General features: G+C 39.0%; 21 protein-coding genes. 4 read left to right on the top strand and 17 right to left on the bottom strand.

Features of this window, described 5'->3' with window-relative positions:
• Positions 1 to 22: 22 nt before the first annotated feature.
• From NQ782_RS11615 to NQ782_RS11595, 5 genes are read right to left on the bottom strand one after another with little or no spacing between them, the layout of a single operon-like run.
• Entirely contained in the window at positions 23 to 808 is a 786-nt protein-coding gene (locus tag NQ782_RS11615; protein WP_057092890.1) for an acetoin reductase, read from the bottom strand.
• A gap of 26 nt (positions 809 to 834) precedes the next feature.
• Positions 835 to 2,238, bottom strand: coding sequence for a dihydrolipoyl dehydrogenase (gene lpdA / locus NQ782_RS11610; RefSeq protein WP_057092888.1), 1,404 nt, complete (start codon positions 2,236 to 2,238; stop codon positions 835 to 837).
• Between the two features lie 10 nt (positions 2,239 to 2,248).
• Positions 2,249 to 3,784: a 2-oxo acid dehydrogenase subunit E2 gene (locus NQ782_RS11605; protein WP_057092886.1), complete on the bottom strand. Its 1,536-nt coding sequence runs from the start codon at positions 3,782 to 3,784 to the stop codon at positions 2,249 to 2,251.
• A gap of 1 nt (position 3,785) precedes the next feature.
• Complete coding sequence (locus NQ782_RS11600; RefSeq protein WP_001133051.1) at positions 3,786 to 4,805, bottom strand: alpha-ketoacid dehydrogenase subunit beta; 1,020 nt, start codon at positions 4,803 to 4,805, stop codon at positions 3,786 to 3,788.
• A 13-nt stretch (positions 4,806 to 4,818) separates the two neighbouring features.
• On the bottom strand, positions 4,819 to 5,781 hold the full coding sequence (locus tag NQ782_RS11595; RefSeq protein ID WP_001177517.1) for a thiamine pyrophosphate-dependent dehydrogenase E1 component subunit alpha: 963 nt from the start codon (positions 5,779 to 5,781) through the stop codon (positions 4,819 to 4,821).
• Positions 5,782 to 6,144: 363 nt separating this feature from the next.
• On the opposite strand from NQ782_RS11595, the gene lipA reads away from it, so the two are divergent.
• Both lipA and NQ782_RS11585 read left to right on the top strand, forming a co-directional pair.
• A complete protein-coding gene (gene lipA, locus NQ782_RS11590) occupies positions 6,145 to 7,131 on the top strand; it encodes a lipoyl synthase (protein WP_000364554.1) in 987 nt (328 codons plus the stop codon).
• A gap of 157 nt (positions 7,132 to 7,288) precedes the next feature.
• Positions 7,289 to 8,428 (top strand): helix-turn-helix domain-containing protein, encoded by a 1,140-nt coding sequence (locus NQ782_RS11585; RefSeq protein ID WP_086230973.1) that lies wholly within the window; start codon positions 7,289 to 7,291, stop codon positions 8,426 to 8,428.
• A 46-nt stretch (positions 8,429 to 8,474) separates the two neighbouring features.
• On the opposite strand, the gene NQ782_RS11580 is transcribed toward NQ782_RS11585, so the two are convergent.
• Positions 8,475 to 9,227 carry a TenA family transcriptional regulator gene (locus tag NQ782_RS11580; protein WP_000126114.1) on the bottom strand — a complete coding sequence of 251 codons (753 nt, stop codon included), beginning with the start codon at positions 9,225 to 9,227 and terminating at the stop codon, positions 8,475 to 8,477.
• A gap of 320 nt (positions 9,228 to 9,547) precedes the next feature.
• On the opposite strand from NQ782_RS11580, the gene NQ782_RS11575 reads away from it, so the two are divergent.
• A complete protein-coding gene (locus NQ782_RS11575) occupies positions 9,548 to 10,777 on the top strand; it encodes a GGDEF domain-containing protein (RefSeq protein WP_057092973.1) in 1,230 nt (409 codons plus the stop codon).
• A 96-nt stretch (positions 10,778 to 10,873) separates the two neighbouring features.
• Here the strand turns inward: NQ782_RS11575 and aroC are convergent, their stop codons facing one another.
• From aroC to NQ782_RS11540, 7 genes are all read right to left on the bottom strand, one after another.
• Positions 10,874 to 11,965 (bottom strand): chorismate synthase, encoded by a 1,092-nt coding sequence (aroC, locus tag NQ782_RS11570; RefSeq protein ID WP_000918444.1) that lies wholly within the window; start codon positions 11,963 to 11,965, stop codon positions 10,874 to 10,876.
• Positions 11,966 to 11,977: 12 nt separating this feature from the next.
• Positions 11,978 to 12,982, bottom strand: coding sequence for a 50S ribosomal protein L3 N(5)-glutamine methyltransferase (prmB, locus tag NQ782_RS11565; RefSeq protein WP_000441019.1), 1,005 nt, complete (start codon positions 12,980 to 12,982; stop codon positions 11,978 to 11,980).
• A gap of 236 nt (positions 12,983 to 13,218) precedes the next feature.
• Positions 13,219 to 14,424, bottom strand: coding sequence for a tryptophan synthase subunit beta (gene trpB / locus NQ782_RS11560; RefSeq protein WP_057092971.1), 1,206 nt, complete (start codon positions 14,422 to 14,424; stop codon positions 13,219 to 13,221).
• Between the two features lie 36 nt (positions 14,425 to 14,460).
• Positions 14,461 to 15,648, bottom strand: coding sequence for a VWA domain-containing protein (locus NQ782_RS11555; protein ID WP_000498051.1), 1,188 nt, complete (start codon positions 15,646 to 15,648; stop codon positions 14,461 to 14,463).
• A 15-nt stretch (positions 15,649 to 15,663) separates the two neighbouring features.
• Entirely contained in the window at positions 15,664 to 16,515 is an 852-nt protein-coding gene (locus NQ782_RS11550; RefSeq protein WP_001271636.1) for a MoxR family ATPase, read from the bottom strand.
• 29 nt (positions 16,516 to 16,544) lie between these two features.
• Positions 16,545 to 16,931 (bottom strand): hypothetical protein, encoded by a 387-nt coding sequence (locus tag NQ782_RS11545; RefSeq protein WP_001206390.1) that lies wholly within the window; start codon positions 16,929 to 16,931, stop codon positions 16,545 to 16,547.
• Positions 16,924 to 17,229 carry a YcgL domain-containing protein gene (locus tag NQ782_RS11540; RefSeq protein WP_057092968.1) on the bottom strand — a complete coding sequence of 102 codons (306 nt, stop codon included), beginning with the start codon at positions 17,227 to 17,229 and terminating at the stop codon, positions 16,924 to 16,926. Before NQ782_RS11540 ends, NQ782_RS11545 begins: the two co-directional genes overlap by 8 nt.
• 442 nt (positions 17,230 to 17,671) lie before the next feature.
• On the opposite strand from NQ782_RS11540, the gene NQ782_RS11535 reads away from it, so the two are divergent.
• Entirely contained in the window at positions 17,672 to 17,836 is a 165-nt protein-coding gene (locus NQ782_RS11535; RefSeq protein ID WP_000086293.1) for a hypothetical protein, read from the top strand.
• Positions 17,837 to 17,907: 71 nt separating this feature from the next.
• Here NQ782_RS11535 and NQ782_RS11530 read toward each other — a convergent pair whose 3' ends face one another.
• The 4 genes from NQ782_RS11530 to recR form a co-directional block, all read right to left on the bottom strand.
• On the bottom strand, positions 17,908 to 18,249 hold the full coding sequence (locus tag NQ782_RS11530; protein WP_045544175.1) for a hypothetical protein: 342 nt from the start codon (positions 18,247 to 18,249) through the stop codon (positions 17,908 to 17,910).
• 130 nt (positions 18,250 to 18,379) lie between these two features.
• Positions 18,380 to 18,646, bottom strand: a complete 267-nt coding sequence (locus NQ782_RS11525) for a hypothetical protein (protein ID WP_000183704.1) — start codon at positions 18,644 to 18,646, stop codon at positions 18,380 to 18,382.
• A gap of 502 nt (positions 18,647 to 19,148) precedes the next feature.
• Positions 19,149 to 20,273, bottom strand: a complete 1,125-nt coding sequence (locus NQ782_RS11520) for an HRDC domain-containing protein (protein ID WP_057093472.1) — start codon at positions 20,271 to 20,273, stop codon at positions 19,149 to 19,151.
• Positions 20,274 to 20,578: 305 nt separating this feature from the next.
• A complete protein-coding gene (gene recR, locus NQ782_RS11515) occupies positions 20,579 to 21,175 on the bottom strand; it encodes a recombination mediator RecR (RefSeq protein WP_000490551.1) in 597 nt (198 codons plus the stop codon).
• Positions 21,176 to 21,184 lie beyond the last annotated feature (9 nt).

Raw genomic sequence — 21,184 nt, 5'->3', positions numbered from 1 at the left:
TCCCTCAAATCAGGATGTTGTTTTAGCGATAGACAATTCCGCCGTCCGTTAAAATGGATTGACCCGTAATATAGTCCGAATCTTCACTTGCCAGAAAAGCAACTAATGCAGCTACATCGTCTGGTGTTTGGGCTCTACCTAAAGCAATGCCTTCCACATATTTTTTATAAGTTTCACCAATTGCGGCACCGGTAATTTCAGCAAAACGCTTATCAATTTCAACCCACATGTCCGTTCCGACAATTCCAGGGCAATATCCATTTACCGTAATACCGTGACTGGCATATTCTTTTGCCGCGGCTTGGGTAAGTGCTCGTACCGCAAATTTAGTTGCCGAGTAAATACCGAGTAAAGCAAACCCGTCGTGGCCTGCAATTGAGCAAGCATTAATGATTTTACCTTTATGTTGCCGTTGCTTAAATTTTGCAGCAGCAGCCTGTATGCCCCACAGCACGCCGCCAATATTAATATCAACAATTTTTTGAAATTCGTCGGGTGTGATATCGGCAATCGCTTGAACTTGGGCAATTCCAGCGTTATTAATCATGACATCAAACCCACCAAGGGTCTGCTCAGCATGATTTATAGCGGCATACACTTGCTCGCGGTCACTTACATCAGCAATAAATGTGCTCGCATTTACATCTAAAGCCTGAATTTCCTGCTGCACATCGTTTAGTCGATCTTGTTTCATATCAACTAATGCAATATGTGCCCCTTCTTGCGCCAAGCGCAGGGCAATCCCACGGCCAATGCCTTGAGCTGCCCCAGTTACTAAAACGACTTTATTTTTTAATCCCTTAACCATGTTCAACTCCTGTAAATGTAGAATTTCTACATATGAATCGCTCGTTGCATTGAAGCCAAAATGGATTCATGCATAGCTTCTGATAATGTTGGATGTGGGAAAATCACTTGAGCTAAACTTTCATCAGTTGCTTCTAGATATTTGGCAATCGCAAAGCCTTGGATATGTTCAGTCACTTCATGACCCACCATATGTGCACCAAGCAGCTCGCCCGTTTCTGCATGTACCACCGTTTTAACGAAACCTGACGCATCTCCAATTGCTAAAGCTTTACCATTTGCAGTTAAAGAAAACTTACCAATACGTATAGGTAGATTCTTAGCTTTTGCTGCATTTTCCGTTAAACCAATACTTGCCACTTGTGGATGTGTAAAAATACAACCGGGTATCTGGCTACGGTCGAGTGAATGGACGTTTGCCACACCAGCGATTTTCTCGACACATATCATGGCTTCATGGCTTGCTTTATGAGCGAGACAAGGCGCTCCAGCAACATCACCAATGGCATAAAGCCCTGCTACGTTGGTTTTACAATAGTCATCAATTGCCACAAAACCTTGTGGATTGAGTTCTACACCTAAACGTTCTAGTCCTAGCCCTGTGGTATTCGGCTGTACACCAATTGCCGAAAGCACGCGATCAAAAACAAGCGTTTGAACATCATTTGCCGTTTCAACCACACAGTGGACTTGCTCATTTTCAATCTGAATACTTTGAACGACAGCATCGGTTAAGACTTTCATACCTTTTTGTTCAAATTGTTTTCTAACAAATTGAGCAACTTCTGCATCTTCGGTCGGTAAAATTTGTTTAGCCAAATCAATAAGGGTCACCTGACATCCCAAATCTTGATAAAGGCTAGCAAACTCACTACCAATTGCACCTGAACCTACAACCAGTAAACTTTTCGGTAACTGCTCTGGAACAAGCGCTTCTTTATAGCTCCAGACATATATTCCATCGACAGGAAGTTGAGGAACATGTCGAGCTTTAGCCCCAGTTGCCAAAATGATATGTGGTGCACTCAAATCCTGACTATTACCTTGAGCATCTGTCACTTCAAGTTTTTCTTTTGCCGTAAGCTGAGCACGACCATTAAAAACAGTCACCTGATTCTTTTTCAGTAAGTAATCGATGCCTTGTACTAATTGAGCTGATACTTGTCGGCTATGTTGCACAAGCTTTTGGATATCAAAAACGAGTTGGGATACCTGAAAACCAAACTGTCCGGCATGTTTAAACTGGGTTGCGAGCTCTGCCCCTGCAAGCAAAGCTTTGGTTGGAATACAGCCCCAATTTAGACAAATTCCGCCTAAATGTCGCTCTTCTACAATTGCGGTTTTTAACCCGAGCTGGGCTGCACGAATTGCAGCCACATACCCACCCGGTCCCGCGCCAATCACAATTAAATCAAATTGAGCTTCTGACATGCGGGTTCTCCTACACCAAAATTAAAGCAGGGTTTTCAACAAACTGCTTAAAGCTGGCCAAGAATTTTGCCCCAACTGCGCCATCAATAACTCGGTGATCGCATGACAACGTCGCTGTGACAATCTCACGAACCACTACATTGCCATTTTCGACAATAGCGCGAGATTCCGAAGCACCTAATGCCATAATTGCACCTTGCGGCGGGTTAATAATGGCATCGAATTGTTTAATGCCTAACATTCCTAAATTTGAAATGCTAAAGCTGCCTCCCTGAAACTCGTCAGGTTGTAACTTGCCAGTCTTAGCACGCGTTGCCAAATCACGCATATCATCGGAAATTTGTGCTAAAGACTTCTGATTTGCTGCTTTTACAATGGGTGTAATTAAACCGTTTGGAATCGCTACGGCCACCGAAATATCCGCTTGAGAGAACTGTAAAATTGATTGAGTCGCCTCATCAAATTGAACATTCACCTCAGGTACTTTAATCAACGCGGCGGCAGCTGCTTTAATTAGCATGTCATTAATAGAAAGTTTCACTTGGGGAACAGTCTCATTAATCTGCTTACGTAGTTTTTGCAAAGCTTCTACGTTGAGATCGACCACTAAGCGGAAATGCGGTGCGTTACGTTTTGCAGCCTGTAACCGTGAAGCAATCGCTTTACGCATTCCATTCATTGCCACCGTCGTAACGGTTGATTGTGGTTGAGTTGCACATTGCAAAGGTTGTTCATTTACTGGCGTTGGGTTATTACGATAGTAAACGGCCTCAACATCTTCTTTACAGACACGGCCACGAGTACCTGAAACACGGCAGTCATTTAGGTTAATGCCCCACTGCTTTGCTAAACGACGTGCTACAGGCGTTGCTAAAACTTGGCTATCATCGGCCGTAGATTTAACCACTTTAGCTTGAGTTTGCTGCTTAATATCAGGCCACTGACCACCAGCAGCCTGTACAGCCTTCTGGATGTCTTGAACACTAATACGTCCTTCACGACCAGAACCTGTGACTTTCGCTAAGTTCACATTGTGCTTTTCTGCAAGCTTTAACGCATGTGGTGTTGCAAACAACTCATCAGATGTTTGATAGCCTTGTAATGACTCTGGTACAGCGTAGTCATCTTTCGCTACCTTTGCAGGAGCTGAAGCACTAGCTGCTGCAGTCTGTGGTTGTGCTGTTTTTTCAGCAACAGGTGCAGATGTTTCCGCTTTACTTTGCTCCGAAGGTGCTTCGGGTGCTTGAGCTGCTGAACCACCTAGTGATGCGATAAACTTTTCAATTTCTGCATCAGAAACTTCACTATCAGCACATACGGCAATAAGACCACCAACAGGTAAAGTATCACCATCTTTCGCTAAAATTTTACGGAGCGTTCCAGCAAAAGGCGCTTCTAACACATTGACGATTTTTGTGGTTTCAATTTCACAAATTTCATCGCCCTTATTAAAGCTATCACCCTCTTTAATCAACCATTGGGCGATCGTGCCTTCTTCCATGGATAATCCCCATTTCGGGATCTCCAGCGTTTTAATTTCGCTCATCCTAAGCCTCCAATGTTTTTCGTACAGCTTGCTCAATACGCTCTACACTTGGAATCCATTCTTTTTCTAAAACTGGAGAGAATGGAACAGGCGTATGTGGTGGCGTTACGAGTTCAACAGGTGCTTTCAAATAGTGGAAACCTTTTTGGGCAATCAGTGCAGCAACATCATGACCAAAGCCACAGCGTGCCGCTGATTCATCCACAATAACCACACGCCCAGTCGATGCAACAGACTCTAAAATTCCTTCTTCATCAAGAGGTGAAATTGTTCGAGGGTCGACCACTTCAACCGAAATGCCATCTTTTGCCAGTTTGTCTGCTACTTCATTGGCACGGTGTACCATTAGGCCTAAAGCAATAATGGTCACATCTGTCCCTTCACGGGTATAATTTGCTACACCAAAAGGAATAGTATAGGCATCATCTGGAACTTCGCCTTTAATGTCATAAAGCATTTTATGCTCACAGAACACTACAGGGTCATCATCACGAATAGCTTGAATTAACAGCCCTTTCACATCATATGGGCTAGATGGAACTACAACTTTTAAGCCCGGAACCGCAGCAAATACGTTATATGGTGACTGAGAATGCTGAGCTGCCGCAGAGAAACCTGCGCCAATCATGCCACGCACAACCATGGGTGCTTTTGCTTTTCCGCCAAACATATAACGGAATTTAGCGGCTTGGTTATAGAGCATGTCATGACACACGCCATAGAAATCCATAAACATTAAATCAGCAACAGGACGTAAACCTGTTGCAGCCGCACCGGCGGCCATACCGATAATTGCAGACTCGGTAATTGGTGTATCAATCACACGTTCTGAACCAAACTCCGTCCATAAACCTTTGGTTACACCAAGTACCCCACCGAAGCCTTCAAGCTCGTTCTCTTCGGTATTTTTACCGCCGTGCCCACCACGAACATCTTCACCAACAACAAATACGGTTGGATCACGACGCATTTCTGATTCAATGGCTTCTTTAATTGCATTACGAAAACTTTTATTTGGCATCTTTACTATTCCTTTAGTAAGAGACATAGACGTCAGTAAGGAGTTGTTCTGGTTTTGGATAAGCCGCAGCACGAGCTTTAGCAACGGCATCATCAACATTTGCCTTAGAAGCTGCATCAATCTCGTCTAGTTTGGCTTCATCAATTTTGCCTTTGACTTTCTCACGGAAAATTTTCAAAGGATCTTTATTTTCTTTGATGAACTCGACTTCTTCTTTAGAACGAATCAAGCCAGGATCACCTTCGAAGTGGCCATAAAAACGGTTTGTGATGGTTTCAATCACGCTTGGACCTTCACCACGGCGCGCGCGTTCAATGGCAGTTTGAGCGGCTTCATAGACGGCAAAGAAGTCTGTACCATCAACTTTAACTGCCGGTAAACCAAAGCCTGCTGCACGACCAGCAATGTCTTTACTTCCTACTGCGTAATCATGACCAGTACCTTCGCCAAAGCCGTTATTTTCAAAAACGAAAATTACTGGAAGTTTAAGAACAACAGCCATGTTCATCGCTTCAAAAGTAAGGCCTTGGTTTGAACCACCATCACCTGTAAAAGACAGTCCGACGCCACCAGTCTTTAAGGTTTTCGCTGTCAACGCTGCACCAATTGCTAAAGGAGGCCCACCACCCACAATCCCGTTGGCACCGAGCATACCTTTATCTAAATCGGCAATATGCATAGAACCGCCTTTTCCACGGCATAGTCCGTCATCTTTACCGAAAATTTCCAGCATCATGGCGTGAATATCACAGCCTTTTGCAATACAGTGTCCATGTCCACGGTGTGTTGAAGTGATATAGTCTTTGTCGGTTAAGTTTTCGCAAATCCCGACTGCTACAGCTTCTTCTCCGCTATATAAGTGAATAAAGCCTGGAATATCACCATTGGTATTTTCTTCATGAAGTCGATCTTCAAATTCACGAATATCACGCATGCGTTTATATGCTGCGAGTAATTGCTCTTCCGTTAATTGCATATCCTTTTCCTTTATTATCTTGATTATTAAAAATCAACCAAGTTTCAGCGAGTGCTATATATTTCGCTATAAATAATAAAGCTCAATTTAATTTAATATGCTATTAGACTAAAAATTTTTAAATAAGTTTTTTAGCTATTAATTTTTATTTATCACAAACTTACACCGCAAAAATAAAATTAAAAAATCTTAATTAATTTCACGCACTTGCAAAACAAACCTTTAACCAACCTTTATTAATTTATAATATTTGCTGTGCACTATACGCATTAATAAATTCTTTATTTCTTATTTATAGAAATAAGGTTTTTATTATAACCAGTCAAGTTGCAAATTAATTTAATATAAAATGGAATTTTATATATGGACTTAAAAAGGCAAATAGAGACAGGTATTAAGTTAAGAGGAATAGATAAAGTTTCTCGTATTCCTATTAAAATTTTACCTACCGAAGAACTACCTAAAAAACCTGAATGGATTCGAGCAAAAATAACTGATTTCGAAGAAATTCAACGTATCAAAAATTTATTACGCCAACAAAAGCTACATAGTGTTTGCGAAGAAGCTGCATGTCCAAATCTACCTGAATGTTTTGGTGGTGGTACGGCAACATTTATGATTATGGGAGATATTTGTACAAGACGTTGCCCTTTCTGCGATGTAGCACATGGTCGTCCAATGCCTTTAGATGAAAATGAACCTAAACATCTAGCTGAGACGGTCGCTAACCTAAACTTAAAATATGTAGTCATTACCTCTGTAGACCGTGATGATCTACATGATGGGGGCGCAGCACATTTTGTGAAGTGTATTGAAGAAATCAGAAACCGTTGTCCAGATACGCTAATTGAAATTTTAGTTCCGGACTTTCGTGGCCGTTTAGAAACAGCACTCTCTACATTAAGCTTATCACCACCCGATGTATTTAATCATAATATTGAGACAGTACCGCGTTTATATAAAGCAATGCGTCCCGGTTCTGACTATCAGCATTCATTAAATTTATTAAAACGTTTTAAAAAATACTGTCCTGATATCAAAACTAAATGCGGTCTAATGGTAGGGCTAGGAGAAATTGAAGCTGAGGTTATTGCTCTACTCAACGATTTAAAAGATCATGATGTAGATTTAGTGACTATTGGACAATATTTACAGCCCTCTAAATCACATGCCCCTATTCACCGGTTTGTGAATTTACAAGAATTTGAAAGATACACTCAGCATGGTCAGCGTTTAGGCTTTAAAAATATCTGGAGTGCGCCGATGGTCCGTTCTAGCTATTTTGCCGATCGGCAATATTTCGGAGAACCTGCCCCAAAGCCATTTTCAAGAGAGGATGTTTTGTCATAGGGCGAGGCGAAATAACAAAACTTACCCAATAGGATAATAGTCAAACCGTTTAAAATTATTTAAGGTAAATGAAATAACGAGGAAATAGTCACAATAAGAAAGCTAAACCTGTTGAGCGGCCACGGATACGCCATTTCAACGATAAAGGAACTTCGATATGGATATGTCAAAACAATTATTATTGCCTTCTACAGACAACCTTCCGTCTTTCTTTAGACCGGAAACAATCTCTGGAACACCTTGTTTAGGAAAAAAGCCGTCACTCGATCTAGATGCGGCTCCTATATTTGATCTAGATCAGGAATGGCAACATTCCTTATTTGGTCGTTCAATCCAAGAGTGCCATAGAAATTTGATGCACATTGCTGAAGATGCAGATATGGCAATTGGGGTGACTGACCCTCACGGTACTTTACTCTGGACATGGAGTAGTACGCCTATGCGTTCATCTGCCGAACAAGTCCATTTTATTGAAGGTGGACAATGGTCAACCCAAGCAGTTGGTCAAAATGCAATTGGTCTTGCACTAAATACACATTCTGCAAGTTGTGTTTATTCACATGAAAATCAGATGAACAGCGTTAGAGACTGGGTATGTTATGCAGCCCCTATCACCGATGCAAACACAGGCCAGTTTTACGGCATTATGAACTTATCAACTAAATATCAAAAGCATAACTCACTTGGAATTTTAGCTGTTGAACGCTGTGCTGATATTGTAAAACAAGCCATTCAACTTCATCAAAAGAACATTTTATATATTAAGGCGCTAGGCACGCCTAAGGTTCAATACAATCAACATGGCTTGACACTCACGCAGCGCCAAATCGAAATTTTATGTATTCTTGCTTTATGTCCGGAAGGCATAAACTTAGAAGAGCTTCACTATGCCTTATATGGCGATCGACCAGTGAGTACCACTACACTAAAAGCTGAGCTCTCACAGCTTCGAAACCTGATTCCCGATGTGATCGAGTCACGACCATATAGACTTAACTGTGAAATTCAATGTGACTTTCTCATGGCTGAGCAAGCACTAAACTTAGGTTTTACTGCAACCACTTTAACACTGTATAGAGGTAGTTTTTTAGCCAAGTCAGAAAGTCCGTTTTTGTGTGCTTGGAGAGATTGCTTTGACGCCCGCTTGAGTCATGTTATCTATCAAATTGATGATGTAGACCAACTATTACGTGTGGTTAGCCGTGTTCCCGACCGTGTTGATGCCGTTGAACGCTTACTTGAACTTCTGCCCGAAGAAACACCGTATCGGGCAAAGCTCTTAAAATTGCTTGAATAAAATAAAAGGGAGAATATGTAGAATATTCTCCCTTTTTAAGATGAGATCAAGCAGAGGCTTGAAGCTGTACTCTATAGCAATCGTCTAAAGCTAATTCATAATACCGCAGCCCTTCTTCTGCCGCATGAAATGCTTTTTGCTGCCAATCAGGACGTTCATTACACAAACGTTTAATCAGCTCCATGGCTTCATAAGGATGTAAATCATCATAATGAGCATGTGCACGTAACCAGGCTAAAGAACGCTTATCAATGGTAACTTCCGGATGATCCGTATAAGCGTGTATGCCTTTATAGACTTGAATAGACCAGTCACCTGTCGCCCATTCAATTGCTAAATTGGTCGCTGCCAGACATTCAGCCAAGTTGCCACGATGACTCATATTCCAAAGAAAATGATTCACCGCATTCATCGAAGCTGGTGGGCGAACACTATCGAGTTGTTCTACCGTTAATCCAAAACCTCTAGCCCAATCCCGATACCACTGTAAATGGCGCTCTTCGACCTTAATATTTTGAATTAACCAATCTCTTGTTTCAGTAACGCCAGGTTCTGCAAAAGCAGTTGCTTTAGCTAACGCACCAGCCATATATGACGGGAAATGCGCTACCAATGGATAGAAGTTAAGTAAAGCATAACGGAAACTTTCTAGGCTCAATCCCCCATTGGCCATTTCAGTAAAAAACGGATGTTTACTCACCCGCTCCTTCACTGGTAAAAGATCCTCCCAAAACCGCTGAGACCATCCATTATGCGGCGTAATTTCTAAACTCATTCCATATTGATTTAGAGCAGTCATTGCTAATTTTCCTATTTATATGACAGCAATCATCTGTACTTCACGGCTATAAGTCTATCCGAAAATGATAAAGATACAATCTTTAATCGACCATTTGTAATTTTTTCTCAAAGGTTTCGAATCTTTAGATAATTGTGACGCTAATCATTGAAATGTCGTGATTTTTATCACAATTAGGGGGCGTAAAAATCATTACTTTTTTAAAAAATCTGTATTATTATTTTAAATAAACCACACATTATATAACCAATACTTTTAGATGGAACTTTAATAAAACAAGTCTCATTTTATGCCAACTTCCAATATAGAGAGCATTAATTATGAAGTTGCAAGGTTCCAATATATTGGGACAGGAACAAATAGATTTATTAACCACACGCGGATTAAATTTCGTATGGTTTCCAAAGCAACTTGAAACGATATATCGTTTTCAATATCAAAATGGTGCAGCTTATGAGTTTCGCTATAGAGCACCTATTATTTTAATATTATATTTATTTTTAAGCTTTGGTATATACCAAGTTTTACCAACCGAACAAGTTTTATCCTGGTTAAGCTATTATTCTTGGGTAGGCATAATTGTTTTAATCGCCTGGATTTTATCATTTATTAAAAAATTAAATCAGTGGTTTGATTATTATGTCGGAATTGGTTCTTCCGCTGCCGTTGCCATAACATTTATCTTAATTAACGTTTTAGAAAATGGCCAAGATAATGTACTTTTTCATGCAGCAATGATGTATGCCATTGTGATTATCTATGGTGCGGTAGGCATGCGTTTTTATACTGCCATTATTGCAGGATGGGTCGGCGGTCTTATTGGTATTTTGGTAAGTACCTATTTGAACGGAGACATAGACTGGACCTTCTTAAACCGTACCTATACGTTTAGTAGTTTCTTAGGCATGACCCTTGCCTATGCTACGGATCGTCAGCACCGTGAAAACTATTTACAAAACTGTATGATTGAGCTCAACCGTATTGAACTCATGCAACAAGCTCAACAACTGTCACTGCTTTCTCAACAAGATGCTTTAACCGGGCTTGCTAACCGACGTTATCTTGATGAAACACTTGATAATGAATGGCGACGCGCATTACGCCATGAGACTCCTCTTACTATTATGATGGTTGATATTGACTTCTTTAAACCATATAACGATAGCTTAGGCCATCTCAAGGGTGATCAGTGTTTAAAAGATATTGCGACTGGAATTTCCTCAATTGCTGCTCGTAGTGGCGATTTGGTTGCCCGTTATGGCGGTGAAGAATTCTTACTTCTGTTCCCAATGACAAATGCACAACAAGCCAAAATTCAGGCCGAAAGATTAATGAATGCAATTAAGAAAATTGCTATTGTTCATCCATGTAGTAGTGTTTCACCATACGTAACCATTAGTGTTGGCGTGGCGACCACAATTCCACGTTTAAATGATTCAATTTCTGCTTTTGTTAGTCGTGCTGATCATGCGCTCTATCAGGCAAAAACAAATGGCCGCAATCAATATCAAATTGCTTTGAATGAAGAACAAATTGTAGATCTAACTTAATGATTTATTTTTAAGGTAATCATGTGATTTCAATAAAAATAGAAAAGCCACATAATTTTGTTTATGTGGCTTTTTAAATACGCTGATTAGAACTGACTATGGTTCGATTGGCGCAAATGGAGGAACAACATCCGCGTTTTGAGCACGGTGGCGTAAGAAATGATCCATTAGAACTATCGCTAACATTGCTTCTGCAATCGGAGTTGCTCGAACGCCCACACACGGGTCATGACGGCCTTTAGTTAACACATCAGTATCTTCACGATTTAAATTAATCGTTTTACCCGGAGTAGTAATACTTGCTGTTGGTTTTAGTGCAATCGCCACACGAATGGTCTGGCCACTTGAAATACCACCTAAAATACCACCAGCATGATTTGCTAGAAAACCATGGCTAGTCAATTCGTCACGTGTTTCATGTCCGAACTGTCCTGCTACAGCAAAACCATCACCAATTTCAACACCTTTAACCGCATTAATACTCATCATTGCATGTGCAATATCAGCATCTAAACGATCAAAGACAGGCTCACCCCAACCTACAGGAACTTTTTCGGCTAAAATTTCTAACTTAGCACCGCAACTTGTACCTTGCTCACGTAAAGATGTAACTAATGCTTCAAAACGAGGAACAGCATCTACATCGCCACAGAAAAATGGATTATTTGGAACTTCATTCCAATCTAGTTTTTCAGCAACTTCATTACCAATTTGAGTCACATGACCGCGGATCAGAACACCAAATTTTTCTGCTAGATATTTCTTCGCAATAGCACCAGCTGCAACACGCATAGCAGTTTCACGAGCACTTGAACGACCACCGCCGCGATAGTCGCGGAAACCATACTTTTGCGTATAAGTGTAATCTGCGTGACCCGGTCTAAAAGTTTGTGCAATATTTCCATAATCTTTCGATTTTTGGTCTGTATTGCGAATGAGTAAACCAATTGGCGTACCAGTAGTTTTACCCTCAAACACACCAGAAATGATTTCAACCTGATCAGGCTCTTTACGCTGCGTCGCAAATTTCGAGGTTCCCGGCTTACGGCGATCCAGATCTTTTTGCAAATCTTCTTCGGTTAATGCAAGGCCTGGTGGCACTCCATCAACAATTGCCATTAAACCAACCCCATGCGATTCACCGCATGTAGTCACACGAAAGAGTTGTCCAATACTGTTCCCTGCCATATGTCCAACTCCTTAAACTTGTTCTTCAAATAATTTTCTATAACGACGACATTGTTCAGCAGTCAAAGCAAAAATACCTGAACCACCTTTTTGGAAAGTAAGCCAGTTGAAATCAACTGTATTAAAGTTTTGGCGCATAGCCCATTCAGAGTTACCGACTTCAATAACTATAAGACCATCTTCCGTTAAGTAATCTGCCGCTTGAGCAAGCATTTTACGAACCAAGTCTAAACCATCCTGACCTGCTGCTAATGCAAGTTCAGGTTCATGTAAAAACTCTTCCGGCAAGTCAGCCATGTCTTCGGCATCAACATACGGAGGGTTACTTACAATTAAATCGTACTGGTTTTCAGCTGGAATTTTTTCAAATAAATCCGACTCAAGTAATGCAACTTGGTATTGTTTATTGTGATGTTCAACATTAATTGATGCTACTTCTAAAGCTTCTTTAGAGATGTCTGTTGCATCTACTTCTGCATCTGGATAAGCATAAGCTAAAGCTACCGCAATACAGCCAGAACCTGTACACATATCTAAAATACGTTGTGGCGTTTTAGGCTTGGTATTTTCTGGTAAGTTATTAAGCGCTTCACGCATTTGGCCATTTTCATCTAAACAATATGGCGCAAAACGTTGCTCAATTAACTCTGCAATTGGTGAGCGAGGAATAAGTACGCGCTCATCCACATAAAATGGCTTATTAAAGAAATAAGCTAAATTTAATAAATAAGAAGTCGGAATACGCTCATTAATACGGCGTTCCAACAAGCTTAAGAATTCTGCTTTTTCACTTGGTAAAAGCTTCGCATCTAAAATCTCTGAATCTGCTGACCATTCAAGAGATAAGGTTTGTAAAACTAATGCAGAGCTTTCTGCGAAATAATCTTCAGTACCTTGTCCTAAATGTGCATCATATTGACGTAATGCTGACACCCCAAAACGAATAAAATCTCGAATTGTTGATAAATTTTCAGCAGCTTCCTGTAAATGTTCAGGGCTAATCGTCGGTCGCTCCACTTAGGCGTCTCCAAAGGCAAATTTTGCAAAGTGACTATTCTACTGAGTGAGGTAGTGCAAAGCAACGCTTTGCCTTGTGAACCAGTGTTTTACATATCTATCACGAACAGTCACGGCTCAAAAACAAAATACTTTGTTTTAATTAAGAAATAATGAACTTTTAAGTAGGGTAAAATTTAGTCTATAAAATAAAAAAGCGGCCTTTCGAAATGGGCCGCTCTTTAAGTATATTTAGTTTAAAGCTTAAGTTTTTCTGCCACATAATCAGAATCTTTATCGCCACGACCCGATAGATTCACCACGATCATGGTTTCTTTCGGCCGCTTTGACGCTTCACGTATTGCCCATGCGACAGCATGTGAGCTTTCAAGCGCAGGAACAATACCTTCAACTCGTGATAAGGTCATAAACGCATCTAAACATTCTTGGTCAGTTGCAGTGCTATATTCCACACGGCCTAAATCTTTTAAGAAACTATGTTGTGGCCCAACACCAGGATAGTCCAATCCTGAAGCGATAGAATGCACAGGTAAAGGTTCACCAGCCTCATTTTCAAGAACATAACATGCCATACCATGAATTTGGCTCGGTTTACCTAATGTTAGGGTTGCCGAATGCATATTTGTATCTAGCCCATGCCCAGCAGGTTCAACTCCTACAAGTTTCACATCTGAATCGTTTAAAAAAGCTGTAAACGCACCGATTGCATTTGAACCGCCACCGACACATGCGACAACATAATCTGGGTTTTTACCAAATCGTTGATGCGTCTGCTCTTTAATTTCCTTACCAATAATTGATTGAAAATCTCGAACCATTTTAGGAAATGGATGTGGACCAACCACAGAACCAATCGCATAAATAAAATTTTTAGGATCTTTTAAATATTCTTCAAACGCGCTATCAACCGCATCTTTTAAGGTTGCTGTACCGCGAGTTACTGACACCAAATGAGCGCCCAAAATTTTCATTTTGACCACATTTGGATGTTCTTTTTCAATATCAACTTGACCCATGTGGATCTCACATGGAATACCCACTAGAGCACAAGCAGTTGCTAAAGCAACCCCATGTTGACCCGCACCAGTCTCGGCGATAACTTTCTTTTTGCCCATATATTTAGCAAGTAGAGCCTCACCTAAACAGTGATTAATTTTATGGGCACCGGTATGATTTAAGTCTTCACGTTTTAAATAAATTTGCGCGCCACCTAACTGTTCTGAAAGGCGTTTTGCATGAAATAAAGGACTTGGACGGCCGACATAATTTGCAAAGAGGTCTGCTAATTCATTTTGAAATTCTGGTGTATGGCGAATTTCTTCATAAGCAACATTAATTTCATCCATTGCTTCTTTTAAATGCGGAGGAATAAACTGACCTCCATACTCACCAAAAAATCCTTGTTCATTTGGTAAAGCAATACCATTAATTTGATGTTGCATATTATCCCTCTTTTTAAATTATTAAAGTTATCAAGTTTATCGAGAAAGGTAACGCGTCAAATCCTCAATGCCTTTTAGAGTCATTGGATACATGTGGTTTTCAAAAATCTCTTTAATCCAACCAATAGTTTGAGTGTAATGCCAATACCCTTCAGTTTCAGGGTTTAACCATGCTGTTTTATCAAAATGTTGACGTAGGCGACGCAACCAAACCTCACCTGTTTCATCATTCATATATTCAACCGAGCCACCTACCGATTTCAGCTCATACGGTGCCATACTGGCATCACCTACGACAATTACACGATAGTCACGTCCGTAAGTATGAAACAAATCCCACGTATTCATGCGGGTCGCTGTTCTTCGGTAATTATCTTTCCAAACATAGTCATAAAGACAGTTATGAAAATAAAAGTATTCAAGCGTTTTAAATTCTGTTTTAGCTGCGCTAAATAACTTTTCACATTGGGCAATGTGTGCATCCATCGAACCGCCTACATCAAACAACATGAGCACTTTGATTCGATTTCGACGCTCTGGCACCATTTGGACGTCAAGAATACCCTGCTTGGCCGTTTCACGGATTGTACCGTCAACGTCTAACTCTTCGGCAGCACCTTGTCTTGCAAATTTACGTAAACGTCGTAAAGCAATTTGCATTTGGCGGGTACCAAGAACTTGGTCATCATCTAGATTTTGGTATTTACGCTGTTCCCAAACTTTAACCGCTGAACGTTTACGGCCCGGCCCACCAATTCTGACGCCTTCCGGATGGTCACCAAAAGCACCAAAAGGTGAAGTTCCACCCGTGCCAACCATACGGTTACCACCTTGATGTTTTTTATGCTGTTCACGTAAACGCTCTTCTAGCATTTTCATCAGTTCTTCTAAAGAACCTGCTTTTTGAAGTTCAGCTCTTTGCTCTGGTGTTAAATGCTTTTCTAGAAGTTCTAAGTCGAACCAGTCTTTTGGAAGTTTATGGACTTGCTTGAGTAACTCATCAATATCAAAGGTTTCTATGCCATCAAAGTAATCTTTCATGGCACGATCGAACTTATCAAAAAAACGTTCATCTTTAACTAAAATGGTTTTAGCAAGTTGATAGAAATCTTCTTGATCGGCAAAAACTAGCCCTTCGCTTACTGCACGATTTAAGTCAATCAGTTCACGAGTCGTGACTGGAACACCATATTTTCGTAAGGTGTAAAATAACCGCACAAACATGGGTTATTCCCTCCTTTAACGTCGCGACATGAAAGCCAAACGTTCAAGCAGTTGCACATCTTGTTCGTTTTTAATGAGTGCGCCATACAAAGGTGGAATTGCTTTTGATGTATCTCGATTACGTAGTACATCTTCAGGCATATCATCTGCCATAAGCAGACTCAACCAATCGATCAGTTCAGATGTAGATGGTGGTTTCTTCAAGTTAGGAATTTCACGGAGCTTGAAGAAAACTTGAAGCGCTTCATTTACCAAAGTTGCAGAGATATTCGGGAAATGTACCGAGATAATTTCGCGCATCGTTGCTTCATCTGGGAACTCAATGTAATGGAAGAAACAGCGACGCAAGAAAGCATCTGGCAATTCTTTTTCATTATTTGAAGTAATAATTACGATTGGACGTTGAGTAGCCGTAATTGTTTCGCCTGTTTCATAAACATAAAAAGACATTTTATCAAGTTCATGTAACAGGTCATTTGGAAATTCAATGTCTGCCTTATCAATTTCATCAATTAAAAGCACACAGCGCTCTTCACTGGTGAAAGCTTCCCACAATTTACCGGGCTTAATATAGTTCTTAATATCGTAAACACGATCATCACCCAGTTGGCTATCACGCAAACGAGACACAGCATCGTATTCATATAAGCCTTGCTGTGCCTTAGTCGTTGACTTGATGTGCCAAGTAATGAGTTTTAAACCAAGACTTTCTGCCACTTGCTCGGCAAGTAAAGTCTTACCTGTACCCGGCTCACCTTTAACCAATAAAGGCTTTTGCAAAGCACGAGCTGCTTTTACAGCAAGTTTAAGACTATCAGTCGCGATATATTGATCTGTACCGGTAAAATGTTGGGTATCAGCAGACATGTAGAGACCTTATTTTTCTATTTCAATGGTTAGATGGAACGCATGCTTTTGTTTGTTATATATTTTGACCAACAATAGCCAATAACCAAACCTAGACCGATTACAAACAGAATTAAGGATAAATTTGACCAGATTAAAGGACTGTCTTTAGTTAAAACACCAAATAGTAGTCCAAAAATAGCTGGCGCTACAGATGCATTAGGCCCTTCCGAAACAGTCGGTGTCACCAAAATAGCAAAAACAACTAACCAGCTTATTGCGCCCAAAGTGGTAGGTAAGCGGCGCATTAAACGCCACCAGCACCACAAGGCAATAATAGCGCCAACGCCATAAGCTGTTAAAGCAATAATCTCTTCAGGAATTGCATCGAGAGAAGAAAGTAATTGATTTAAAATTCCAGCTTGATCTTCACGCACCACGTAAGCCCTCTGGTTCAACTGCATTTGGGTTAATTAACCCTTCTGGCGGCATCTGAATAAAGAAGCCTTTTGTTCGTAATGAGTCTAGAACATGTAAAACATTTACACGCGCTAATTTACGTGTTGGAGCCAATTCTAAATGCATGACAAACGTTGCACGGCCAAAGGCTTGTAAAACAGCTTCTGGAACTTTTTCAAACGGATCGGCTTGCTCCGTTTCATCAGGATAGTTTGGACGAGCAATATAAATGTACATTTCATCTTTTTTGCTCGATCTATAAATATCACAGTGCATTTCAAATCAACTCTTGAACTAAGGACAGCATACATGAAAAAAAACGACAGACACACGCAGGTTTGTTTACGCATCAGTCGTTTTTTCTTTTCTTGCGAAATATTAACCTACAACAATCATTAAGGTCGATAAATAACTTTTAATTTTCCAAAGTTTTAAATTTTCAACCTTCATTAACTGTTTAATTTTACATAAAAAATCTTTTTGTCGACTTTTATAAAATAAAAATTTTACATTTTAAAAACAATAAAATTTGAACTAAAGCAGACTAGCTTTGATTTAATCTATTGAATTTTATAAATTTACGGTTAAGTATAAAGTTAAATAAGCTCTAAATAAGATTCAACTTATGTATACAGGATAAGACATTATTTAACCGTTTTTGATTTTTAATATGATTCAATAATAGAAGATCTTAAAAGAAAATATGGAGGTCTATGCTATGTCTCGTGGCGACAAATCATCTTATACAGCAAAACAAAAACGTCAGGCGAAACATATTGTTGAGAGTGAAGTAGATAGAGGTCATTCTCAAGAAGAAGCTGAACGTATTGCATGGTCTACCGTCAATAAACAAGATGGCGGCGGCAAGAAAAAATCACATTAAAACTACCGCTGGATACTTCTTTAGTTGGCCTATGACTAAAGAAGTATCTTATCAACATGTTAACGCAAGCATTAAAAGATTCTTGAGCCTTGCATATAATCATTACTTACCTGATTTAAAGTATTTAAGATTATATGGTCATCTTGAGTACGTAAGGCTTCATTTAAGCGATTCATGTAATTCACTAACATTTCTTTCGAAGCTTGAGCGAAATCGGTAGTTACCGCTTCATCTTCATATAAGATGACATAACTACGGGCAAACCCATAAATGAGATAAATTACAGCTTTTTCGTTTAGGTCTGATGAGTGTTTGAGATGGTGTTCACAGGCACTTTTTAAATTCTTAAATGCATCTGTACCAGTAGATTGATTTTTGAAAGATGAAAGTATTGTTTGGAAGTTCATATCCATATTCCACTCAAAAAGTAAAGCTACAGAAGAAGGATAAACCTGTCAAACAATATGTTGATTATCATGAATTTAGATTGTAAAAAATTATAAAAAACGCCCAAAATTATGGGCGTTTTCATTGAACAAAAGCTTAGAAACTGACTTCAATATTGACTGTTGTACCTGATTGCTCAATATTGGTTGAGACATTAAAACCTCGTGTCTTTAACTCTTCCTCTACCTGTGTGATATGTTCAGGATGCAAAGCATCTATTGGAAATTGAAAAACTGCCCGTCGCTTACCTTCTTTCGAGATTTCCTCGGTTCCAGATAAAATTTTTTCTAACAATAGTGCTTGATCTATTTTTACGTCTTTCGCATTTTTTCTTGCCTGTTCAGCATTAAAATTATTCGTCATATTTATATCTCTAATTATTAGTAGTTTTCATTTATAACATAAAAAAAATGATCTCAATATTAGCTTATTATTGATTTTAAAAACTTTTTACACCTCCATATATAAAATTAGAGGCCTCCTCTCCCCGAGAAGGCCTCTATATTTCTGCACCGAAACAAACTTATAGTTATATATTGTTTATTTTGAAATTGTTTTTCTTGCTACCAAGAATATACAGACCTGTATATATACACAATTGAATTTTTCTCACTAATAAAGTTAATTTAATTCAGCATGACTTTCTATAATTAAGATTAACTCATCTTTTTATAATTTAAACTTTATTAAATCAGCAGAATGTAAACTCAAACTAAACAAAAAGTTAATCTTATAAAGACTAACTTATTAAATGATTTTATTTTAAAGTTATATTAACGAACACCAACTGATCAGTTATTAATCAGATAAGTTATTTTGAATCTTAAAATTCAATTTAACTGAAAATTTTTCTTAATACCTAAACCTAAAATAAAAGACTGGCTTTCTCTTCTTTAAATAACTGAATAAGCGGCTTAGTTAAAAGCTCATAGCGCCAACCCAATAAATAATCTGGGAGGTCCTGTTCATCACCTTTAGTAAGCACATGCTGATGAATCGCATTTAACCATTTCTTACGTAGTAAAACTTCTTTAGGTATAGAGGTTTGTTCTATCGCTTTAGCAATCAATGCATCCATTTTATTTAGGGTTTCTTTGGATGTAATTTTAAAAGGTTTAGCAATTTTAGCTGGCCAGTGTCCTTCAACAGGTAAGTCTTTTAAAAGATCAAGAATAATCTTTCCATATTCACGGACAACATTCGGACGGATATCTTTTACTTGAGATAATTGGAAACTATTGCGTGGATTTTTTTCGACTAAATCAATCATCGTCGAGTTTCTAAGAATAAAACTACGTGGCTGGTTAGTTGCTCTAACTACCTCTTCACGCCACTCACTTAAATTTTGCAATTGCATTAATTGACGACGTGAATGACGATAATTGCCCACATCTGTATATAACAATGGGGTTGGTGTTTCACTAATAATTTCTTTGGTTAAGCTACTACAATCCTCAAGAACATACTCATAAAGCCCTTTTTGTTTAAGCTGATCTTTAATATGGTTAGCCAATTGCATAAGGTATAAAACATCATTTGCCGCATAGCATAGCTGTTGCGGAGATAAAGGACGTGCCAACCAGTCTGATCGAGTCTGATCCTTTTCAATATCAACCTCTAAACAAAGCTTTAATGCACCTTGATAACTTACTTGTAAACCATGTCCCAAAAAGGATAATCCAACTTGAGTATCAAAAACATTTAATAGGTTTTGTTCATCGGCATAGTGATAGATTAAATCAATATCTTCACCACATGCATGAAAAATATTTTGTTGAGCAAGAAAGATTTTTTTCCAAAACTCGCTTAAATCTAAAGACACTCCATCCAGCAAATATACATTTCCGTTGACATTGACTTGACATACTCCAAGTTTAGGCCAAAGGGTATCAACCTTAATAAATTCTGTATCAAGCCCATAAGTTGAACATTGATCCATTTGTTGAAGAACATCAACCAATTCGGTTTGCTGTTGGATAAACTGAAACATGCTTTCTCAAGTAAATGCAAAGAGTGCTTTAAACTCTGGTATATATAACATAGGATTAGAAAAATGCTACTGAATCCTTGATGAATAATCTATTTTTGAACAATTTTCCAAAAAAGAGATAATTTTTTGATCATTATTTTAAATTTTTCAAATTTAATATCCTTCTAAATGTTTATTTTTTACAAAAGCTTTTTTTAATTTATATATTCATTGAGTCGTTTTTAAAAATATGTTTTTGTCTTTTAAAAAGATTTTTTGATAATATGATATTATTCAAAAAATATTTGAAATAAGCACCGAGGTACTTATTTCATACGCATACGGTTATGAACAGCCTGACTTAAGGTATGACTATCCACATATTCAAGCTCGCCACCTTGTGGTACGCCTTGAGCAATACGTGTCATGTGAATAGGTAAATGCTTCGTCGCTTCAACCAAATAATGCGCTGTCGCCTGACCTTCCACAGTAGCATTAGTTGCCAAAATGACTTCTTCGATCGTACCTTGGCTTAAACGTTGGATTAGATAAGGAATGCCTATTTCTTCTGGCCCGATTCCATCTAATGGAGAAAGGTGTCCACCCAACACATGGTATTTGCCACGAAAACTACCACTTTGCTCGATTGCCATAACATCTGCCGGAGACTCAACTACACAAAGCAATTGATCATCTCTTTCTGTTGAAGCGCAAATATCACAAATTTCATGCTCTGTTAAAGAGTGGCAAACACTACATTCATGAATATAACTTGATGCTTCATGTAGAGCATGTGCTAAAGCAAATGCACCTTCACGATTTTTCATCAAGAGATGTAAAGCCATACGTTGGGCCGACTTCGGTCCAACGCTAGGCAAAATACGTAAAGCTTGAACGAGTTGTTCAAATCTATCGCTAAACACTGATTTTCC

Source organism: Acinetobacter sp. BD54 (assembly GCF_044778325.1).
Classification (GTDB): Bacteria; Pseudomonadota; Gammaproteobacteria; order Pseudomonadales; family Moraxellaceae; genus Acinetobacter; species Acinetobacter baumannii.
Note: the sequence above shows the minus strand (reverse complement) of the source record. Positions and strands in the feature narration are given on the sequence as shown.

Coding starts and splice junctions, on each gene's coding strand:
- NQ782_RS11540 (WP_057092968.1), bottom strand. CDS start 17,229: ATGCACTGTGATATTTATAGATCGAGCAAAAAAGATGAAATGTACATT.
- NQ782_RS11600 (WP_001133051.1), bottom strand. CDS start 4,805: ATGCCAAATAAAAGTTTTCGTAATGCAATTAAAGAAGCCATTGAATCA.
- NQ782_RS11525 (WP_000183704.1), bottom strand. CDS start 18,646: ATGACGAATAATTTTAATGCTGAACAGGCAAGAAAAAATGCGAAAGAC.
- NQ782_RS11555 (WP_000498051.1), bottom strand. CDS start 15,648: ATGTTTGTGCGGTTATTTTACACCTTACGAAAATATGGTGTTCCAGTC.
- NQ782_RS11520 (WP_057093472.1), bottom strand. CDS start 20,273: ATGTTTCAGTTTATCCAACAGCAAACCGAATTGGTTGATGTTCTTCAA.
- NQ782_RS11535 (WP_000086293.1), top strand. CDS start 17,672: ATGTCTCGTGGCGACAAATCATCTTATACAGCAAAACAAAAACGTCAG.
- NQ782_RS11580 (WP_000126114.1), bottom strand. CDS start 9,227: ATGACTGCTCTAAATCAATATGGAATGAGTTTAGAAATTACGCCGCAT.
- NQ782_RS11550 (WP_001271636.1), bottom strand. CDS start 16,515: ATGTCTGCTGATACCCAACATTTTACCGGTACAGATCAATATATCGCG.
- NQ782_RS11585 (WP_086230973.1), top strand. CDS start 7,289: ATGGATATGTCAAAACAATTATTATTGCCTTCTACAGACAACCTTCCG.
- trpB (WP_057092971.1), bottom strand. CDS start 14,424: ATGCAACATCAAATTAATGGTATTGCTTTACCAAATGAACAAGGATTT.
- NQ782_RS11605 (WP_057092886.1), bottom strand. CDS start 3,784: ATGAGCGAAATTAAAACGCTGGAGATCCCGAAATGGGGATTATCCATG.
- NQ782_RS11595 (WP_001177517.1), bottom strand. CDS start 5,781: ATGCAATTAACGGAAGAGCAATTACTCGCAGCATATAAACGCATGCGT.
- aroC (WP_000918444.1), bottom strand. CDS start 11,965: ATGGCAGGGAACAGTATTGGACAACTCTTTCGTGTGACTACATGCGGT.
- NQ782_RS11615 (WP_057092890.1), bottom strand. CDS start 808: ATGGTTAAGGGATTAAAAAATAAAGTCGTTTTAGTAACTGGGGCAGCT.
- lipA (WP_000364554.1), top strand. CDS start 6,145: ATGGACTTAAAAAGGCAAATAGAGACAGGTATTAAGTTAAGAGGAATA.
- NQ782_RS11530 (WP_045544175.1), bottom strand. CDS start 18,249: ATGGATATGAACTTCCAAACAATACTTTCATCTTTCAAAAATCAATCT.
- NQ782_RS11575 (WP_057092973.1), top strand. CDS start 9,548: ATGAAGTTGCAAGGTTCCAATATATTGGGACAGGAACAAATAGATTTA.
- lpdA (WP_057092888.1), bottom strand. CDS start 2,238: ATGTCAGAAGCTCAATTTGATTTAATTGTGATTGGCGCGGGACCGGGT.